General features: G+C 45.9%; 19 protein-coding genes and 1 pseudogene (1 of these 20 cut by a window edge). 6 read left to right on the forward strand and 14 right to left on the reverse strand.

Annotated elements, in window-relative coordinates; all coding sequences use genetic code 11:
- On the forward strand, positions 1-264 hold the 3' portion of the coding sequence (locus V144x_RS07100; protein ID WP_197998802.1) for a 3'-5' exonuclease. 243 nt of this gene lie to the left of the window's left edge; the window shows 264 of its 507 coding nt (coding positions 244-507); its start codon lies beyond the left edge, outside the window; the stop codon is at positions 262-264.
- A gap of 44 nt (positions 265-308) precedes the next feature.
- On the opposite strand, the gene V144x_RS07105 is transcribed toward V144x_RS07100, so the two are convergent.
- A complete protein-coding gene (locus V144x_RS07105) occupies positions 309-1433 on the reverse strand; it encodes a tetratricopeptide repeat protein (RefSeq protein ID WP_144983447.1) in 1125 nt (374 codons plus the stop codon).
- A 199-nt stretch (positions 1434-1632) separates the two neighbouring features.
- Between V144x_RS07105 and V144x_RS07110 the strand changes: the two genes are divergently transcribed.
- Together V144x_RS07110 and V144x_RS07115 are read left to right on the forward strand one after the other, a co-directional pair.
- On the forward strand, positions 1633-2958 hold the full coding sequence (locus V144x_RS07110) for a Gfo/Idh/MocA family protein (protein WP_144983450.1): 1326 nt from the start codon (positions 1633-1635) through the stop codon (positions 2956-2958).
- A gap of 175 nt (positions 2959-3133) precedes the next feature.
- Positions 3134-4795 carry a CehA/McbA family metallohydrolase gene (locus tag V144x_RS07115; protein WP_144983452.1) on the forward strand — a complete coding sequence of 554 codons (1662 nt, stop codon included), beginning with the start codon at positions 3134-3136 and terminating at the stop codon, positions 4793-4795.
- Positions 4796-5000: 205 nt separating this feature from the next.
- Here V144x_RS07115 and V144x_RS07120 read toward each other — a convergent pair whose 3' ends face one another.
- The 10 genes and pseudogenes from V144x_RS07120 to V144x_RS07165 all read right to left on the reverse strand — a co-directional run bounded on the left by V144x_RS07120 (position 5001) and on the right by V144x_RS07165 (position 13140).
- Complete coding sequence (locus V144x_RS07120; protein WP_144983455.1) at positions 5001-5396, reverse strand: hypothetical protein; 396 nt, start codon at positions 5394-5396, stop codon at positions 5001-5003.
- A 121-nt stretch (positions 5397-5517) separates the two neighbouring features.
- Positions 5518-5631 (reverse strand): annotated as a pseudogene (locus V144x_RS28985) (VOC family protein); the annotation flags it as partial.
- A 123-nt stretch (positions 5632-5754) separates the two neighbouring features.
- Entirely contained in the window at positions 5755-6177 is a 423-nt protein-coding gene (locus V144x_RS07130) for a carboxypeptidase regulatory-like domain-containing protein (protein WP_144983458.1), read from the reverse strand.
- A gap of 143 nt (positions 6178-6320) precedes the next feature.
- Positions 6321-7238, reverse strand: a complete 918-nt coding sequence (locus V144x_RS07135) for a DUF1559 domain-containing protein (RefSeq protein WP_144983461.1) — start codon at positions 7236-7238, stop codon at positions 6321-6323.
- 347 nt (positions 7239-7585) lie between these two features.
- Positions 7586-9283: a FecR domain-containing protein gene (locus V144x_RS07140; protein ID WP_144983464.1), complete on the reverse strand. Its 1698-nt coding sequence runs from the start codon at positions 9281-9283 to the stop codon at positions 7586-7588.
- Positions 9284-9829 carry a sigma factor gene (locus tag V144x_RS07145; RefSeq protein ID WP_144983467.1) on the reverse strand — a complete coding sequence of 182 codons (546 nt, stop codon included), beginning with the start codon at positions 9827-9829 and terminating at the stop codon, positions 9284-9286. It abuts the gene before it with no gap.
- A gap of 481 nt (positions 9830-10310) precedes the next feature.
- Entirely contained in the window at positions 10311-10721 is a 411-nt protein-coding gene (locus V144x_RS07150) for a VOC family protein (RefSeq protein ID WP_144983470.1), read from the reverse strand.
- A gap of 14 nt (positions 10722-10735) precedes the next feature.
- On the reverse strand, positions 10736-10960 hold the full coding sequence (locus V144x_RS07155) for a helix-turn-helix domain-containing protein (protein WP_144983473.1): 225 nt from the start codon (positions 10958-10960) through the stop codon (positions 10736-10738).
- A 79-nt stretch (positions 10961-11039) separates the two neighbouring features.
- The gene (locus V144x_RS07160) at positions 11040-11573 is read right to left on the reverse strand and encodes a DUF2975 domain-containing protein (RefSeq protein ID WP_144983476.1); all 534 of its coding nucleotides are present in this window, start codon (positions 11571-11573) and stop codon (positions 11040-11042) included.
- Between the two features lie 121 nt (positions 11574-11694).
- Positions 11695-13140: a sulfatase-like hydrolase/transferase gene (locus V144x_RS07165; RefSeq protein WP_144983479.1), complete on the reverse strand. Its 1446-nt coding sequence runs from the start codon at positions 13138-13140 to the stop codon at positions 11695-11697.
- A 183-nt stretch (positions 13141-13323) separates the two neighbouring features.
- Between V144x_RS07165 and V144x_RS07170 the strand changes: the two genes are divergently transcribed.
- Together V144x_RS07170 and V144x_RS07175 are read left to right on the forward strand one after the other, a co-directional pair.
- Positions 13324-15537: a WD40 repeat domain-containing protein gene (locus V144x_RS07170; protein ID WP_144983482.1), complete on the forward strand. Its 2214-nt coding sequence runs from the start codon at positions 13324-13326 to the stop codon at positions 15535-15537.
- A 152-nt stretch (positions 15538-15689) separates the two neighbouring features.
- Complete coding sequence (locus tag V144x_RS07175; RefSeq protein WP_232102747.1) at positions 15690-16148, forward strand: hypothetical protein; 459 nt, start codon at positions 15690-15692, stop codon at positions 16146-16148.
- 118 nt (positions 16149-16266) lie between these two features.
- Here the strand turns inward: V144x_RS07175 and V144x_RS07180 are convergent, their stop codons facing one another.
- The 3 genes from V144x_RS07180 to V144x_RS07190 form a co-directional block, all read right to left on the reverse strand.
- Entirely contained in the window at positions 16267-17886 is a 1620-nt protein-coding gene (locus tag V144x_RS07180; protein ID WP_144983485.1) for a calcineurin-like phosphoesterase C-terminal domain-containing protein, read from the reverse strand.
- 125 nt (positions 17887-18011) lie between these two features.
- A complete protein-coding gene (locus V144x_RS07185; RefSeq protein ID WP_144983487.1) occupies positions 18012-18197 on the reverse strand; it encodes a hypothetical protein in 186 nt (61 codons plus the stop codon).
- A gap of 59 nt (positions 18198-18256) precedes the next feature.
- A complete protein-coding gene (locus tag V144x_RS07190; RefSeq protein ID WP_144983490.1) occupies positions 18257-19246 on the reverse strand; it encodes a DUF1559 domain-containing protein in 990 nt (329 codons plus the stop codon).
- A gap of 455 nt (positions 19247-19701) precedes the next feature.
- Here V144x_RS07190 and V144x_RS07195 point away from each other — a divergent pair, with 455 nt between their 5' ends.
- A complete protein-coding gene (locus V144x_RS07195) occupies positions 19702-20541 on the forward strand; it encodes an endonuclease/exonuclease/phosphatase family protein (RefSeq protein ID WP_144983493.1) in 840 nt (279 codons plus the stop codon).
- The last annotated feature ends 21 nt before the right edge of the window (positions 20542-20562 follow it).

The following is a 20562-nucleotide window of genomic DNA, read 5'->3' on the forward strand; positions in this document are numbered from 1 at the left end:
GCAGAATTCGATAAAAAAATGTATTTTCGAACTTATCAATTAGCAGGAGGATTTCTGCCTAAAGGAAATTGGGAGTGTGCCATGTTAGAGTATGCTAAGTATGCAGGTGAATGGAATGAATACTATAAGGACTATAAATGGCAAAAACTTGAAGGCGGTGATCATACCGCAGTCGGTGATTGCATAGCGACTCTAGATCTAATTAAGTCGATGGCTAATTCAATAAAACTGAAAAGGTGGTATGAGTTTTGGATTAGAAAATAACAAGTAACTTTGTTTGGTCTGATTTTGCTGATCAAATAGGAGACTCATCGCTTCACCGCAACCTCATATCGTTTCATCGTACGTTTGGAATTAAGGGCTTTTAGACGGGGCAGGGCCAATTGATACAGCGCTTCGGCTTTTTCTGTTTCTCCCAGTTCGGCTAAGGCGATGGCGGTGTAGGCGCGGGCGACGTCTGTGTAGAGGCGGGAGAAGGGTTGATTCTTTACCAATGGTTTCAGGCGGTTTTCTGCTTCGGTCAGTTGCTGAACGGCGCGCTGATAATTGCGTCGATTCAATTCAAGCAACCCTTTGGCTAATGGGAAAACAGTTTCCAGTATGTCACTGAGTTGCTGTTGTTCGATTTCTTCAATCAATTCCTGGGCACGCTCTGTATCTTGATCCAGCTTTAACAGTGTATTTGCATAACCCAGTTGAAGCGCACTATTTCCCGGGTCTCCTTCATACGCCTGCACGCGGCATTCGAGCGAACGTTCGAGCTGATTCGCAGATTCATACATTTCCGCGAGCCGCGTCAGGTACAACCAGTGTGGTATTTTTGATGCGTCAGAAAAGGGTTCCATCACTTCCAGGGCTTCATCTAGTTTTCCCAGCCCCGCCAGGGCTGCTGCCTGTCGACTTGCGAATTCCATTGGCGGTAATTTCTTGCGGATTTGGGGCAGACGCTTGAGGGCTTCATTCCAGCGGCCCCAGCACAAATCTTCCAGAATGCGATTGTATTTACTGGCTGGCGTAAATAATGTGGTCAGTAATGCAATCAAGGGGGGAAATAAAATTAATGGCACTGTGAGAACCACAAGAGAACTCACCAGACGGTCTGATTCGCGATCGACTAAAAATATGAAAAAACTACCAAACAAAAAAATCCAGAAAAATCGTTGGTAGAGTTTCTTCAACGTAAGTAGAAATACCCCGCCGCTACTCATGTTCCGTAGTGCGATAAAATCAGCAGGAGAAATTGGTCCCTTGGTAGATACTTTTCGTGGCATCAATTCTAAGGTCGCTGCCGCAATATCGTCGGTATGCAACACAATGTCATGATACTCATCTGTCTTCAGCTGGTGCAGTGCTTCCTGCGCAGAGGCAGCCTGAATACATTCTGTCTCACGTTTACCGGACTGGTCCGTTGCCGTATAAAAATATTCGGGCATGTGCTAGATCGCTTAGGTGTGAAGTAATGTGTTGAGTCTTAATAACAAGTAGACAGATGATAACAGGAAACGAAAGCGTACTTCAACCTGCGTACTGTATCATTGGAGAAGGTGTCTGTTCTGGACATACCGTCTTTTCTCTGTCATGCTGGACACTGGCCAAATTCTGTTGCAATTATGAATCCGGGAGAGGATGGAAATGAGCGATCACACAGAGAAGCATTCCCCTGACGAAGTCCATTCTGTGCCAAGAAGAACGTTTTTGCGTGAGTTGGGTACGGTGACTGCGGCGGGACTGGCTGCGGCGCCTGCGGTCTGGGCCGGTGGTGGAAACAAGGCTGATACGTTGCGCGTTGGCTTGATTGGTTGCGGGTCTCGTGGTTCCGGTGCCGCCATCAATGCCATGCAGGCCGATCCCAATACACAACTCGTAGCGATGGCAGACATCTTTGAAGACAAACTGAAAGCAAGTGCCGAACGGATTAAGAAATTGATCGGCAAACAATATGCCGTCGATCCCACTCAGCAATTCGTGGGTTTCGATGCTTTTGAAATATTAATCAGTAGTGACGTCGATGTCGTGCTGCTGACCACGCCCCCGCACTTTCGTCCCGCTCATCTGAAACGTGCGATTGAAGCCGGCAAACATGTCTTTGCCGAAAAGCCGGTGGCCGTAGACGCACCCGGTGTGCGTTCGGTGATGGAGACGTGCCGACTGGCGAGGCAGAAACAGCTTTCAATCCAGTCGGGTTTAATGCTGCGCTACAGTAGGGCCATGCAGGAAACACTCACTCGCATCCATGATGGTCAACTCGGAAAGATCGTGACACTGCAGACCAACTACAACATTAATGGTCTCTGGTCACATCCCCGCAAGCCTGAATGGAGTGACATGGAATGGCAGCTGCGCAACTGGTATTACTTCACCTGGCTCTCGGGCGGGCAGTTGGTGGAGCAGCATGTACATGGACTCGACCTGATGTCCTGGGTCATGCAGGAGGAATATCCCACTAAATGTTTCGGGCTAGGCGGCAGGCAATCGCGCACCGATCCGTTATACGGCCACATCTTTGATCATCATGCCATCTGTTATGAATACAGCGGCGGTCAACGCTGTTTTGCTTTTTGTCGCCAGCAGGATGGCACCGACATCAACACGTCTCAACTGGTGTTCGGCGAAAAGGGAACCGCCGATTTGAATCGGAACACGCTCAGCGGCTCGAAAACCTGGCGATACAGCCGGGCGCGTGGCCGCGCCAGAAATGGCGTGAAGGATCTGCCGTATCTGCAGGAACACGAGGCCCTGTTCAAAAGCATTCGGAACAGTTCGCCGATCTGCAATGGTGAGTACGCGGCCAAAAGTTCGCTGATGGCCATCATGGGCCGCATGGCCTCGTACACGGGAAAAAGCGTGAGTTGGGACGAAGCCTGGAATTCCAAAGAGGACCTGACACCATCTGAATACACGTTTGGACCGTTGAAAGTCGCCCCCGTCGCCTTGCCTGGCAAGACCAATATCTACTAAACCCAGAGAGCAGGGGGGAAATCCGTTGTCATGAAATCATTTTGTTTATCACTAGCCGACAAAGCAATCGCCGCGTAGGCGCGACCTATATCCGATTTGTATTCTCCTTAAAAAAATTGTATTGAAAACATCGAACGAAGGACTTTGGTCTACTTACATTTGGAGATTTGACTCAATGAATGATGAAAGACCACTATTTTCTTTACCATACATTAAGTTGTTTATGCAGCAAGCCTTAAATCGTTTTCTCTGCGTGGCTTTACTTTTTATTTCTTATCCTGCGGACATCTTGAGTGCGGAAGGTAAAACGCCGTTACAGATTTCTGTGAAGGATATTGATGAACGACCACTGCCGTGTCGTATTCACTTAAAGAACGAACGAGGTGAACCTCAGAAAGCATTGGGGCAGCCTTTCTGGCACGACCATTTTGTCTGTTCTGGAACGGTCCGCATGAATGTGTCACCCGGTAAATACACCTGGGAAATCGAACGCGGGCCGGAGTATGAGCGAAAGTCAGGTGACATCAAGGTGGTTGCTGATAAAGTTGCTGCAGTCGATGTCACTCTCAAACGAATTGCTTCGCTACGCGATGAAGGATGGTACTCTGCCGATTTGCACGTTCATCGTCCTGTCGATGAGATTGAGCGGTTGATACTCGCGGAAGATCTCGATTTTGCACCGGTCATTACCTGGTGGAACAATAAAAATTTCTGGCGGAAGAACAAAGTTCCGCAAAAAATAACGACTCAGCTCGATGGCCATCGTTTTTATAACATCATGGCTGGTGAAGATGAACGGGAAGGGGGCGCACTGCTTTACTTTGGCTTGAAGCAACCGCTGGATCTCTCAGTTAAGTCTCGCGAGGTACCTTCCTCGATGTTCTTTGCAGAGCAGGCTCAAAAGAAGAACAAAGATGTCTGGATTGATATCGAAAAACCGTTCTGGTGGGATGTGCCGGTGTGGCTTGCCAGCGGACAAATGGATTCAATCGGCCTGGCGAATAATCACATGTGTCGAAGTGAAATGTTGGATATGGAAGCCTGGGGCAAGCCGCGCGATCGACGGCGACTTGGCGATGTTCGAGGGAATGGATTTTGGACACAGGAACTCTATTATCACATTTTGAACTCCGGAATGAGAATTCCCCCTTCCGCGGGGAGTGCATCGGGAGTTTTGCGAAATCCTGTTGGATATAACCGGGTCTATGCTTATCTTGGTCGAGAGAACTCTGAAAAAGAAAGCGTGGGACAGGAGACCAACGAGCACGCTGAGGTATTTACGCGGGAAACATGGTTTGGCTCATTATCACGCGGTAGATGTTTCGTAACGAATGGTCCCTTGTTACGAGTGACGGCAAACGAACAGTTACCGGGAGCAACTCTGAAACTGTCCGGAGATCAAGGAACTCCCATCAAGCTTTCCGTTAAACTCACTTCAAATGATCGAGTCCCTGCGCTCGAAGTGATCCATAACGGGCGGGTCATAAAAACGATCGAATATTCTAACGAGAGAGAGCAGCAGAAAACAATTGCTTTTACAGTAACTGAATCTGGTTGGTTTCTGGTCCGAGCGATAACTGATGTAAAAAACACATTCCGATTTGCATCCACGGCTCCTTGGTACATTGAATCAGAGACTGAACCATTTCGGGGCAGTCGCCAGTCAGCCCAGTTCTTTCTGGATTGGGTCAATGAACGGATTCAACGTATTAAATCAAACGTGAAGGATGAACGTGAACTTCGTAAAGTGCTCGTCTGGCAGGAAAAAGCGCGTGAATTCTGGAAACAGAAGGTCGCCTCTAGCAAAACGTTGACTTCTGAAAATCATCCTGAATGAGTCAATGAACTAAATGGATCAGGTCTCTTAAATTGCAAAGACTGCATCATAACAGCGCTGATTTACTACGGTTGAATACTACAGAAATAAAATAGGCGAGGGCATTCAGAATTTGCTGTTACTCCGCATTCACACAGAAAACACTGCAACCCACAATAAACCCATCAGTTAGAGGCAATGAAAACTGATTACGAGAATCAAGTCTCTATCTGAGCCTGTATCCGTATTGCAGATTAAGTAATCGAAAGTCTTCCATTGTTTTAAAATTACTCTCATTCCTCATCATGATATATGCTGGATCCGTGTAGTAAGCAAGGTTTTCAAAAAAGACCTCTCGCACAACAGGCGTAAATGGAATAATTTCATCTTGAAAAAGTAGTTTGGCCTGCTTGATTTCACAGACCGTTTCCAACTCAGGATGACGCAATATTTTTTCTTGCGAGTGTGTTATATCGAAGGATTGAGTTAATGAGGCAACTAGCTCGGTCGAGACACGTTGATCAAACGGTTCCAATTGGTAAGTGCTTATGATTTTATCATTTGCGCTCACAGATAAAATTGCACAATTGAAACAGACCAATGCGACGAACAAATCCTTCATAATTGCCTCCCTGAAATCATCGGGCTCGAACTGAAAAAACGCGATTCGAGGGCTTCAAATAACAGAAAAACAAAATACTGTCGATACCATTCCTCGCCCCACTCAAACTGATTCTATGGTCTTAAAAAATCGGCCAGATACCGGGGGTTGCCAGTTCGACCACATGATTATCGGGATTACGGAAGTAGATGCTTTCACCGCCGCGGGGCCAGTTGACGCGGCTTTCGATTCCGATGACAGTGTCAAAACGACGATGATTTTTGGGACAAAATGTCTGAAATGGAATGCTGCTGGAAGGTCCACGCAGCCTGAATGACCAGTCTTTGTTGAGGCCGTAATTCAACGCAAAGAACCTTGGTTATTTCCTGCTGGAATTGAGCTCGAAGTTGATTTCGTTAATGCCAGGTTCGACACTGGCTGTGAGATTCGTACGCGTATTGTATTCTTCGGGAATCCGTTCGGGAACTTCGTGTCGTTCGTCTGATTCGACGATTTCTTCCACTTTGTATGTGCTGATGCTAACTTTGTGGTTGCCGAGAACGGCTCCTTTTTTGTCGGCGATATATTTCAGTTCAAAGTTTCCATCGTAGTCCGTGTGACCCACTGAGGGACGCCCTTTCTCTGGTTGGAATATTACGCTTGCTGATTTTACCGGTTCGCCATCCAGTTTGACCCAGCCTTTGACAATGGCGATTTCCGGCATGTCGCCGGATTGGGATCCACAACCAGAACTCAGTATTAAGACGACAGATAGAAATGGAACAAGAAGTTTTGATTTCATGATAGAGTAACACATTTGAAAATGGGGAATATCTTTTTCTGATTCGTTAAGCCGACCGTCAGCCTGTTCCTAATCAGAGGGCCTCATGAGAGAAAAGGTTGCTGTTCTGATGTTGCAACCTCTCTCTCATTGCCACATCAGAATTAAAATTCGCCAATGACACGTCCATCGTCGATGGTGGAAAGATCGTTATACGTTGTTGTGTCAATGTTCTCACTAATGAACCGAATCGCGCCATCTCCAAGTAGAAAATGAGCGCCTCCCTGGTGCATACTGCTAAACCAGCCTCGGTAGCGCCAGTGAACGGACTCGGCTGAATTGATGGGAAATGACGTTACGCCAGTCACTTCGAAGGCACCGCGCCAACCACTTCCGTTTTGATTTGATTCACGAACGCCTGCCCAATGGGTATAACTGTCATTCGTGTTTCCAATAATTTTACTGGCCCGTTCTCCGACTGCGATTGTATTGCTCGAGCCATCAGTAATGTCTCTGATTTTGACGCTGTTGTTTCGTGCCCCGAAAATACCTCGTCCATCATTTAAGCGGACCTCAGTTCTTTCTCCATTCACGCCGGGGTAGTTTGAACGGCTTGTCTGTTCTCCGGAAATGGTGAGGCCGGAAAGATTTTTTCCTGTGTCAGAAGGACAACGAAAAACAGGAATCGTATTCTGAAGAACCACCAGTTTTGCAGGATCACCAATGGCCTGACTGAGTTTGGTCGGGCCTGGTTCCATTGAGTTATAAGCGGGGGCCTGATCAACGAAGGGAAGAATCATGGCACTCCAGGCCCAGGAAGGGTCATTACAGGGAGAGCCAGCGCAATTGTTGGTGTCTGTTTCGTAAATAAATGCCGGGGGAAAAGTTCGATGCGTTTCATGATAATTGTGTAGAGCCAGACCGATTTGTTTCAGATTATTTTTACATTGGCTTCTGCGTGCTGCTTCTCTGGCCTGTTGTACTGCGGGGAGGAGTAGTGCGATCAGAATTGCGATAATGGCAATGACCACCAGTAGCTCAATGAGAGTAAATCCTTTTTTACCGTTCGTTAACTTGTTCATCGGCGCTTCCTTTTAAGAAAAAATATAATGTAAAAAGCCACCGCAGCTTCATAGTGAGAATTAGTCGAGTCTCACCGGTCGTGCTTTGGTTGTTCTTCTCGCTTAAAGCGGAATCAGGCTTCCCGTAATCAACAGATCAAAATCTGCCTGAATCAGGTTCCCGATGGATTTGTTCCGAAAATGGATGTGGTTACTGCTTTTTTTTGAAAAAATCCCAATAATCCTGGATTTATTGGGAACTGTAATTTCAAAGTGGTGTTGCGGAGCATGAGAGGTATGAAGAAAGCGCGCAAGCTTATCTCAGATCTGGAAAGAAAAGCGCAGCAAGTTTCTATTTTTGAGAAGGATTAATCTCTCGTATTTTTTGCTGCCTTCTTAAGGGGTGGCTGAGGGTGCTCAAAATTCGTTACCGAATTCCAAGTGTGGCCAATGCGGAGTTCGTCGAAGAGATATTCCCCCTTGCCTCCGACATAGACCAGGACTTGATCAAAGACACTATTATCGAAGGTTGGTTTCGAAACACAGGTCCAAACCAATGGTTCCTGTTTATAATCAGAGTCTTCCTTCGAGTAGACGCGTAAAAACATCTGATCTGGTGTGTTTTTACTGGCGACAATCTTCCCGACATAAAAATAATTCTTATGGATTCTCAAACTGGGTGAGACATGATAGCTCTCACTATTATGTATCAGTGATGGATACTTTGAAGAAGTCATGCCAAACAATAACTTACGACCATCTTCAGGCCAGTTCAGAGTTCGAAATGAAATACTCCCATATTGTGTCTCTGAGGCGTCAAGTTGTTTCGACTTATTGATGTAAAAGCTGAGATAATAGATGGCGTCCGTATCCAGCCGAATTGGTTTCTGTAGAGAACGCCAGGCCGATCGGTTCAGCCCGATTTTTAATGCGCCATTCCTGGCATCATTTTTGAATCTAGGAAACTCCAAAGACTTCTTAGGCAGGACTGAGCCTTGTGCGGGGAAATTTCGATCCACGCCAACTCTCCAGTTACCATTCCAGCCCATGCCACCATTGCGCCATTCTGGTTTCTTGTTACTTCCCAGACCCCCGGTTGCATTAAAACTCTCATAAGCAATCAGTTCATCTTTGACAAACCCTTTCTTCCGAGCTTGATCGTGTGTCTCTCGTTTGAAGCTATCAGGTCTGACAGGAATGTCTGTATTGGATGCCTGCCCAATTTGTTTGGCAGCACCGGCTTCGATAATGAATCGATCATTCGCTGGTGATTCACCCTCTTTTTGTTGAATCCGTACAGCTCCCTGGAAGACGTGGACTTCTACATCGCCATTTTTATTCACGCTGGCCCCATATTCTGTACCGATATCGTAGAGATTGGCGCGTGGGGTACTCAACTCAAATTCTTCAGCCAGTTCGTGGCCATGTAGTACGACCCGACCTAATTTGAGTGTGGCTGAATTGGAAGAATCAATACTGAGTTTTGTCGGGCCTTCGATGATCAATCGCACGCCACTATCAAATCGGAATTCGGCAACACCCTGTTCAAGGGATAGTTCACGTGTGAGCAATCGTTGGCCTTCAAATTTGGGTTGCAGTTCACCAGCCCACTGGCAGTCTCGGGCGCGAACCAGTGTTGCCACCAGGGCGGGAGGTTGCTGTGGCACCACGACAACCTGCTTTGAAATGGGAGGATTCCAGGGGGTTCGACCAAGGGCCCACCACTCAATTCCTAACGCTAAAATTCCAGAGGCTGCAATGATGGTAACGTATTTGAGAATCGCGTGTGATGTTTTCTTTGAGGGAGTTTCTGGCGGAGTAGAGATAGAATTTATTGGTTCATCAATTTTGCCAACGACTTCACCAAACGAAATGATATCCTGTTCTTCCTGGGAAAGATCGCCCAACCCCTGGAGGATATCAAGGTAATCGTAATAGGCTTCCCGGGCCTGTGGGTCGTTTTTAAGTTGATGCTGCAGTTGCCGATGCTTTTCGGCCGAAATCTCTTTTGAATAGAGGGCATCAAAGAGTTCATAGATTTCATTCGGGGATTTTGATGGTTCCATTTACTTCAACCCTTCGACCGTTAATTTTTGTTTCACGCATCGAGCCAGGCTTCGACGAAGCCCTCCGAGTCGGTTGTAAAGTGTTTGTGCGGCGTTTCCGACCTGGACTGCGAATTCATTAATAGTTGCTTCTTCAGAAGAAGCGCGGAGCACCAGTTCCTGATCATCGGGAGAGAGTTTCTTGATACATTCCTGAAGAAATTCGAAGCGACGACTCTGTGTCTTCAAGTGTGCTGTTCGCTCGCGTGCCATCATCTCAACCAGATCCTGGCTGAATTGCAGACGATCACGGTTTTCTTTTCGCCGAAAATTACATACTGTAAAATAAGCAATGCCGCACGACCACGAAAAAAAATCGCGGTCCCGATCAAATTCATCAAATTTATTCCACAACGTAATGCTGACACGTTGGAGAATATCTTCCGCATCAGGTCGATGGGGAACAAGCGTAAGTATATACCCCAGAATTCGAGAGCGATCCTGTGTAAATAACGACTCGAATAATTCACTCGCGTCTTGACTCACTGTTTGCGGAACACTTGCCATGGATCTAGATCCTTATCGTGTTCAATACTGTTTTAAACTCAGGAAGAACACTGATTTGAAACGTTTTTATACACTCTTTCTGACAAGGATCAGTTAAGTCAGTCAGAGTTAAAATGGGTTTCGATATAAATATATATTTCAATTCATGTTGAACTTGAATCTTCAGGTGGGGATTTTTGGCTCTGGCTCACGGGCTATTTTTGTATCATCCGTGAAAGATCATCGGGAATGTCTCAGGTGGTTTCACACGATTCCCCTTTGAGTATTGTCACTCAAATTACCGCATATACTGCTTTTTTTTCATATTTTGTTGAAATGTTTCCGAATTGAGGAATCTGTGTATAACTCATTTAAAAACAGCAGTTTACGACATTGATATTTTGGTCGCATGTGCAGTTTGAATGTGCGAGTTGGACATTCAAACTGTTGAGATCAGGCTTCACTTGTCCTGTTCCGTGGAATTTGCCCCGGAGCTTACTGGCTAGAAGATGGGCCAGATGCCGGGGGTGGCGAGTTCGACCACGTGATTATCGGGATCGCGGAAGTAGATGCTTTCCCCGCCGCGGGGCCAGTTGACTCGGCTTTCAATTTCGACGCCGGCGTCAATGAGACGTTGTTCCCAGTTTGGTAAATCATCTTTATCAATGGCGAAGGCAAAATGCACGGGACCAGCGCCATCGTGAGGGGGAATGATTCCCCCTTCCAGATGGGCTGCGGTATGACTGGCACCGCGTTTAAAGATCAGAAATACACTGCGGTCACCCGCATTCAAGGCACAAAACCGGCGATCTTCTGCCATCACTTCAAAATCGAATAACCGTTGATAAAAGTCGGCAGCGACTTGTAGATCATCGACATAAATTGCTGTTTCCAGAACGCCGTGTACTTTCAAGCGATTGCTCCTGCTCAGGCCACCTTTCTTTGTTCACTCGTTTCGAATTGTAGTATATCACCTGGCTGGCAATTCAGGAACTCACAAATTTTTTCCAGAGTACCAAAACGAATTCCCTTCACCTTTCCTGATTTCAGCAGAGAAAGATTTTGCTCGGTAATTCCCACATAACGTGCCAGATCACGCGAAGTGACTTTGCGTTTGGCCAGCATGACATCCAAAGTAATGCAAATTTTCATGATGCCCTTAATGCTTGAGAAAAAAAGTGTTGTTGAGGAGATCATACAATTGATCGCCTATGACTATCAATTGGCATCACTAAACAATTTGCGCGTTTTCATCGGCGATCAGACTGGCCCGCTTGAGTAAATTGGCGAGGATGAATAATAAGCCGCCAATGGCAACTAAAATGATCTGATTCGAACTGATATTAATGGCTAACATTTTCTGGCCGGCGGGTCTGTGTAATGTCAGAATCACGCTTAATACGGCTCCGGTAATGGGTGAGATCAAGGCGGTTCCCATCAAGCCAAACGCAAATCGTTTGAGATCACGGCTGTTTTGCAGCGTTAGATAGTCTTCTGTACTACAGGCTGCTAAAAAGCGACGCAACGAGAAGAGGCCCCAGTAAGCGGGGGAAATCATAATCGCTGTTAACAGGACCAGAAACGTTTTTGTGGTCACGGGTAACGGATGCTGAATCACCGAGTCGGGAATCATTCCATTTCCGGCTACGAGTTGATCGGCATAAAACCAGACTCCCAGCAGCATTAAGGGAACTACGTAGAGTGACAAAACGCTGAAATAGTAGAGCACCTGACAAATGGTACTGGTTCGATCTTTTGAAGTCATAATAGGATTCCTTTCCAAGGGGGTTTGTTGTAAGACGGCGAGTTTTTATCGTTTTACGATAAACTCTACAACCCCAATTCCAAGAAAATTTTTTGTGGGGACGGATCTGCTTCGCTGCAGATTAAGTTCCTTTTGAGAGCCAGCCTCCCGGTTGTGGAGTTGCAGTCGACTGTGTGTCCTGGTACCAGTCTTTCAATTGTTTCAGCATTGCGGCTGCCTGTTCTGGTTCTTGCTTAACCCGATTTTTTTGTTCGCCTGGATCCAGGTCGAGCCGATAGAGTTCGATCTTTTCGTTTTCAAACGTCCCCGGTTTTGCTTTGGGATGCTGGACTACCAGTTTCCACGGACCATGACGCATCGCCTCGGATCGTCTCCCATTATTGGAAAGCGAAGCCCAGAACAGGGGGCGTTTGGCAACAGCCTGTTGTTTTAATAAGACCGGTGAGAGATCAACACCGTCCAAAGGACGCTCCTCTGGCATTTTCACTTTTGCCAATGAGAGCAGGGTGGGCATCACATCAATACTGATGGCGGGTGTATTGGAAGACGTTCCCGCTTTGATTTTCCCCGGCCACCAGGCAATGGCTGGCACACGGTGTCCGCCTTCGTAGACCGATCCTTTACCCCCTCGCCATTGGGGGCTACCGCTGGGAAAGTCTCGTGCAGGACCGTTGTCAGAGAAGAATAAAACGAACGTGTTTTGGTCGAGTCTCAAGTCCACAAGCGTTTGGCGAATCTGCCCGACACCAACATCGATGGGAAGTGTCATGCCTTTGTACTTTTCAATTCGTTCTGCTTTGTTGGCTGGTTTCCAACGTTTCCATCCCTCTGCTTCGCTACGTCGGACAGGGTCGCCGGGGACTTGAACCGGATTGTGAATGGCTTCATGTGCGACATACAAACAGAAGGGTTGTTCTCGATTGTCCTTGATGAATTGAAGGGCATACCGATTAATCAAATGAGTCGAGTAACCAGTTTCGTGCGTTTCAGTTCGTCCGTGCCACCAGTCATGCTTGACATGATCGCCGACATGGCTGATGAAATCGATGTTCCCGCTATGGTAGCCGATGAAGGTATCAAAGCCATGATGATCCGGATGAAACTCGGACGTGTTATGAGGATACCCCTGGTGCCACTTGCCAATTAAACCTGTTCGGTAGCCGGCTTGTTTTAATTGTTCCGCAAATGTGTTCTCGATTTTGCGCAAGCCTTTGCGATGTTCAGGATGATTGCTGACCGGATGAATGACGGCTTCAATTCCCGCCCGCTGTTGATAGCGACCCGTCAATAATCCCGCGCGTGTGGGTGAGCAAACGGTACCCGAAGAATGGAAGTCGGTCAGCTTTAGTCCTTCGTTTGCCAGTCGATCAATTTCCGGGGTCTTGAAATAGGGATTTCCAAAACAACTCACGCCGGCATAGCCCATGTCATCCACCATGATCACGATTAAATTCGGGCGATCTCCGGGCTGTCGCTCTGCTGCTTCCAGCGATGACGACATGCCATGGTTTAAAACGATCGAAAACAGTACCAGAATCGTTGCAGGATTAAATATACGATCACACATTGATGTTTTCCTGATTTGTTCATTAAAAAAGAAATCACGATTCCCTCAGGAATCGTTTTTTTATGTTCTCTTAGGAAATTGAATTTTCTGCTTGCGATTATAGCTTAAGTACTGCATGATTTCGAATGAGTTCTGATATCTACGAAATCAAATCGATCATAAAAAATGCTTAAGGCTTTGACGATGATTAAATTCGAATGTGAAACATGTTTCCAGGAATATAAAGTACGCGATGACCGAGCCGGACAGGTACTGAAATGTAAGTCGTGCGGTTCCAAAATGCGTGTGCCTGCGGGAGATGACGATTTCGAAGACGATCTGTATGAAGACTTCGAAGAACCAGTTCGTCCTACACGTAAAAAGAAACCGACCGGCGCATCAAAAAAGAAAAGCTCGGGGAATTCGAATAATCCGATCACGATCATAGCAGGCGTGTGTGCGTTTGGGATTGCGTTCTTTGTTGCTTATACATTCGTAGGTGGCCTGTTTGGTGATAAAAATAATGAGGCTGCTCAGCATGAATTAGTCAACATAAGTCAAGAATTGAAACAATTAAGAGCAAAAATGAAGGAGTATTCAGAAGCGGTCAAGAAGGCAACTTCGAAAGAGGAAAGGCAGCCGATTCTGGACAAAATGAAAACAACTCTCGCACGAATTAAGGAGTTGAAAGCGAAACAGAAAGCGTCAATTGCTGCGATCGGCGAAACGCAGTCTCCTGACAAGGTCGCAAACAAAAGCAGTAGGCCTACCAGTCAAGAATGGGTCTCACTGATTGATCCTCCTCGCACTGTTCCAAAATGGCCAGAGGTGTCACAGATATCAATCGATTTGGATCACAGTACTAATGATCGAATTCATCCGCACTCAGTCAGTCCTTATATGGGACAGTGGTACGATGTCAATCGTGCAACACATCTTGACGTCTGGAATCTGGTAACAGAAAAAAAAGTAAACGAGTTGTCAATTGATATTAAACGAAGTTCGATTTCTTACAAAGGAAAAGCCAAGTTAAGTGAAGATGGAAAATATCTCTTACTGGCATTTCAGAATTACAAAGAACTTATCCCAAGACTGGAATGTTGGGATGTGATGAATGACAAGTTAAAAGCTGAGTGGGATGCTGGCCCTAAAGGTTCCACAATCGAAGAATATAACATTTGTAGTCCCACACGCGCTATTTCAAAAACGAATGAAAAGGTCGATGGAAAATATCACGCGTTTCTAAAACTTTGGGATCTTACTACAGGAAAATTGATAAAAGAAAGAGAGATTGAATCACTTCATCTCATTAATTCAAGTTATAAAATTAGTCCGGGTGGCAAATACCTGATTGCACACTCATACTCAGATTTATATGTATATGATTTGGGTTCACTCGACTTAATTTATGAGACTAAATTAAAGGATTTTCTGAACTCTGATGAAGACTATTACAATATTGCTGATCTCGATTTTTCTGCAGATGGTAAAGAACTAGGCTTGCTTGTGTCCGGTTCAAATTCGACGACAATCTGGATTGTCGAATTGAGTTCTGGAAAATCAAACAAAGGATTTCAAATTTCAGGAAGTTTGAGTCAAGCTTTGCGCGAACCTGGGTATGTGGGATCTGATTTTGTCTGGAATCCCGATGGTGCTGGATGGCTACTTTATGGGGCTTGGTATGTGGATCGTCAACGAAGGCAATTAATCTGGACTCTTAAGCCCGTTCCTAATGTAACCATACGAGATGAAGTATTTCTGACACCACATTATTTGATCGCGTCGACTGCAACTGCACTTAAAGACGAAAATGGTCGCTACATTAAAAATCGAGAGCCGAGGCTCGTCGCCGTTCCGATTCCTGAGCAGAAAATTTCAGACAGCCTCTCCGCTTATGAAAGTAAAAGTGATGCTATCTTGGGAGCGGGGCAGGAAATCAGCATTAATGTCAACATTGGTGAGTTAAAATTTGGTAATGCTGATGAAGTAAAATCGATATTAACTGATGTGATACAAAAACGATTAGAAGCAGATGGTTTCAAAATTATGCCAGATCAGCCCCTAGTCTTCAAACTCGAATATCAGGAACAAGAAGGGAACAAATTACAGCTTTCCAAACGAGGTGCGCCCACAGCCAAGAATCCTCTGGGGCGAATTGCTACCGGGAAATCGATTCAGTCAACAGCAGCGGTTTTTAAGCTTTCCTGGATTGATCAGCCAGCAAAAAAAACTCTCTGGTCGAAACAAGCTCTGGTCAATCCCCGCTTTCTCATCTTAAGAGATGCAACGGCGGAAGAAGCCCGTAAACAAATGTTTGAAGGCTTGCAAAACAGGTTGATGGCCGAAGCCATTCCCTATTTCATTCCTGAGAACAAAAAGCTTTCCATGCTCCCCGTTGAAATTAAATTGCCAGAGTGAGACATCTGAGCGGGGAAAATTCAGCTCACACAGCATGGGGGATTCCCTGATTGACCCATGGTGTCGTTCCCTTACAATGATTGCGAATGATAACCTTGTTAGAATCTGAGACTTGGATTCTGCTGTCACCCGCCATTGTTAAGGACAATCTGATGCGAAAGCTTTTATACCTGTTTCTTTGTGGTTCTCTTCTTCTCGGTTTAGGAGCCGATCCGCGCGATTCTCAACTTTTACATGCTGTAGATGATTCGAAGGATAAAAATAAACTGCAATCGAAAGATGAAGAAGCCGAAGAACGACTCAACAAATTCATGCGTGAGAAACTGACTAGTTCTCAAGAGGTCTTGGAAGGACTGATGATCGAAGATTATGATCTGATGCAGAAGGGGGCAAAAAAGATGATCAAAATGAGTAACGCCACCGATTGGCAGGTGATCGAAGGCCCTATCTTTGCACAACAAAGTGATGAATTCCGCTCAGCGGCGCGCCAGGTGATCAAGTTTGCGAAGGAGAAAAACCTGGATGGAGCATCGCTTAGTTACCTGCATTTGACGATGACCTGTATTTCATGTCATAAGAAAGTGAACAAAGTACTGATTTCCGAAAGATGACCATTTCGAGTTGTTGAATCGTTTTCAGTCGAATGGCATTCACAAAATTGAAAAGAAAACAGGGGTAACGTGAACTGAGATCACGTTACCCCTTTTGTTTTGCCGTCATTTTTCTGAATTATTTTTCCGTCGAGGCAGTCTTCTGTGCCTGTTTGGCGGGAATCACGCGAATCACCCGGCCGCTTTGATGTTTATCTCCGTCCATTTCGACGGTACGAACTCGTAGCAGATGGGTTCCCGGTTTCACTCCTTCAGGTAACTTGGCATGCCAGAGGTGTGTTGATTTTTTGGGCTTAGGTAGATCACGCCATTTTTTGTCTTTGATGGCATTTTCTGTCTCAGACAATTTTTTGAAGCTGGGATCGATTTCCGCTTTGTGGTGCATTGGAATCCAGGTGCCACTATTTCCAATCAGCATTTCCACTTTTGATTTTTCAGATCCATTGAAGACATTTACATAGATATCAGTATTAGCCAACTGATCTGTAGCAACCTCTTCGGGAGCCAAGATATTCATCTGATAGTCAGTTGGCCGACCTGCGGCGCGGAAATCAACGTTATAATCTTTGCCGTCGAAACTGATAATGGAATAACCATTGGGAGCACCGTCGGCCATCATAGTGTGGGGAATTCCTCGCTCGTCAGGTGCACCAGACCACCAGCTACCACTGACGGTGACATTGATGACGTGATGATGTGGCTTGGGACCCCGCCAGCCATCCGCTTTGGTAATAAAGCGGTGCTCATGATGATGCGTGTGCCCGGAAATGGACATGCAGAAGGGACGTTTTTCAATTAAACGATAAAGTTCCTGGCGATCTTTTACGTCCACCAGGGGAATGTGCATCATTAACACAACGAGTTGATCTTCGGGAATCTGTTTCAAATCATTCTTGATAAACTCCATTTGTTCTTTACCAAAGCCGCCTTGATATTTTCCTTTCTTTCCTTTTTCAGAAACAATCCATTCAATATCATCGAGTACCAGAAAATGCACTTGTCCATAGTCGAACGAGTAGTAAGCGGGGCCAAAGGCGCGTTCAAATGTTTCATCGCTCAATTTATCATTGGGCGCATCGTAGTTGATATCATGGTTGCCGATAACGTTGTACCAGGGAATTCCCAACAGAGCGATACCTCGTGCCTGGGATTCAAACAGGGAAAGGTCATCAAATAAAATATCACCCAGAGTCACACCAAATGACGCGTCGGTTCCTACCAACTCTTCCAACACGTCATGCGCGATATAATCAATTTCCTTCTGGTTCCGTGGCTGTGGATCTCCAAAGAACAGCGCCCGAAACTGAGCAGGTTCTTTTTGAGGGTAAAGCGGGAAGTCTACCGAAGCGGGAAGTGGGCCAGTAGGCTTCACACCCGCGTATTTCGATTTGGGTGATCCTTTTGGTTTATGAATATAATAAAACTCGGGTGTCAGGTTCTTACTGAGTGGAGTCCGCCAGCCTTGTGGCTTGATTACGAACAGAATCGTATCATCAGTGACAGGGAGTTGATATTGGCCATTTTCGTCAGTACACACGATATCGCGACCATTGGAAACGCGAACACAAGGTAAGACCTGTTCTCCCGCATCTCGTTTCCGATTGTGGTTAGCATCATAAAATACATAACCGGTTGCAGTCTGTTGTCCGTCCTTTTTTGTATCTGCCTGCCCACTCTCATGATGAGAAACGATAAAAAGTAAGCTCAAAAGCAATTTCAGCAATGGTCGTAGACGCATTTATCTTCCCTTGTTTGCAAGTTAGTAAACCAAATTAATCAACTTGAGTATTGTATGATCATGACGGCATCTGCAAAACCCAAACGCCTGTATTTGGTGTTGTGCGCTCTAGTATACCTATGATTTCAGGGGTCTGTGTATTCTGGTGTGGGGGTGGTGTCACCGGTGACACCCTCTTCCTGCTCACTTGAGCAACCTGCCATTGAGATTGTCATACAGAGAAGACAAGCCATTAATCGCAATACATTTTTCATCAAAAGGATCTCCAGAAAGCTGGTAATATCAGAAATACCGAGGAATGAATTTTGCATTCATTCCCCGGTTTCAAATGAAAGAAAAGAATCAGGTGGTTGCTAAGCTGAATTGGAATTTACCAATCGCCAATCACTTCACGACCGGCACGTGTTCCCAGTGCCTCCAAAATCGTCTGGCTGATATTTTCCGAAATGAATCGACAGGAACCATCGACGAGACAGACCTGCGCACCACCGGTATGCAGACTTCGCATGGCTGCGATCTGAGTTCCGTCATTCGCTTCAGTACAAGGCATTTCTGTAGTATTGGTACATCTCGATAGAATATCGGCATCCACACTATTGGGGTTTCGAGCTGTACTGAAAGCAGAGCCCCCCATGCCGGAATAAACCCAGGCGCCTCGCGCATCAGCAGTGACGTCATTGATGTAGTTCACTTCGCCTACCAGCAAAGTGTTCGTCGTCCCATCTGTGATATCTCTGATACTCGTGGAAGAATTAATGGTAAATACGCCCGCTGTTGCCTGGACATAAGAAGCTGTTAGATCTCCAGAACCATAGTTTGCAGCGTAGTTTCCACGAGACATATGTTCGATGGAACGGAAAGCAACATTACTACGACGATCCCAGGGGTGGCTGGGACAACGATACGCGACGGGAGAGAAATGACCAAAAATGTTGTTCATATAATCTAATGGATCTCTTGCACTTAAAATGGGAGCTGCTTTATCCCAAAGCGCGCCTTGTTCCATTTGTGGCAAAATGAAGAGCAACCAATTTCCCCCGAGGCTTTGCCCACCACTGCACTCTTGCAGTCCAGTGAGATTCGTTGGAGGATTTCCTCCACAGGGGCCAATGATTCCACCTGGAGGAAATACGCGATGTGTGTCATGGTAATTTTGGAGTGCCAAACCAAGCTGTTTCATATTATTTTTGCAGCTACTGCGGCGGGCGGCTTCACGTGCCTGTTGGACAGCGGGAAGTAATAAAGCAATGAGAATTGCGATAATCGCAATGACGACCAGTAATTCAATTAGCGTAAAACCGCGACGATGTAACGATTTGTTGATACGCGCACCGGCGATACGCGAAAAGTGAAGAAGCATCAACTTTCTCCTCAAAAGTGAAAAATAAAGATAAATTGTTTCAGCATTTCAAGGCACTTTGATGCCGGGGTGGGTCTTGTCTGACCAAATATCGAGAGGAAGTTCTGATTCGCTCCTCGATGTTGGCGGAATCTTACACACGGATTATTAAGATTCCATGACCGTAAAGTGAAAAGTGACCGAACCGCTGGATTGATAAAATCTTGATATGGTTCGTTCAGATAACCGGCTCGTTCACTAGTCTTGCCCGGGAGTTTTTTACTTAAAGGATTTTGGAACGTAATTGCTAAGTGAAACAGTAAGCAAACAGAAGATTTTAGTTAATCTCTTGCCAGGTATTGACGTTGTGCATTTGTTCTTTCATAGTAAAGAATGGAGCTTAGCACTCTGATTTCTTTTCCATATGAAAACCGTATCCCCAATATGATGATTCATTCCTCCAGGAGCCTGCCATTATGCCGAAACATCGCCTGATCAATCCCAACATTATTTTTCATACTGTAATATGTTCCGTGTTTTCAATTCTCTGCATCTCGTCTCTAGACGTTTATGGTGCAGAGAAGACTGATACATTGCGGATTTTGTGTTACAACATTCACTATGGTCAGGGAAATGATGGGAAGTACGATGTAGAGCGATTGGCGAAAGCGATCAAACGTACCAAGCCGGATTTAGTCGCTTTACAGGAAGTTGATGTGGGGGTCAAGCGGTCTGGTCGCGTTCACGAAGCGCAACGGTTGGCTGAACTGACAGGCATGGCGGTACGCTTTGGACCCACACAACATTATGAAGGGGGGCTGTTCGGGAACGCCGTTCTGACTCGATTGCCAATTCTCAATGTGATGATTCAACCATTGCCTTATACCGAAAGTACCAAAGAACGGGTGACTTACCCACGAGGAGCCATTGCCGTTACCGTGCGCGGCCCCAATGGAGAGCCATTACGGTTTATCAGCACACACTTTCAACACAATGTGCCTGAAGATCGAGTTGCGGAAGCAAAAGCGATCAACAAACATTTTGCTGTCAATAATGAGATCCCTACGATACTGGCTGGCGATATGAATGCCACCCCTGACTCGGAACCGATCAAAATCTTGCTGAAGCAGTGGACCAATGCCATTGACAAAGCTGCCGCACCGAGCGCTCCCGCAACCAAACCCAGATCTCGTATTGATTATATCTTCTACCGGCCAGCATCCCGATTCCAAATGATCAAATCGGAAGTCATTGCCGAGCCAATGGCATCAGATCATTTACCCGTTTTTGCCATTTTGAAATTACAGCAAGATTGACAGCATGTATTTCTTTAATGT

It is taken from the genome of Gimesia aquarii (assembly GCF_007748195.1).
GTDB classification, from domain to species: Bacteria; Planctomycetota; Planctomycetia; order Planctomycetales; family Planctomycetaceae; genus Gimesia; species Gimesia aquarii.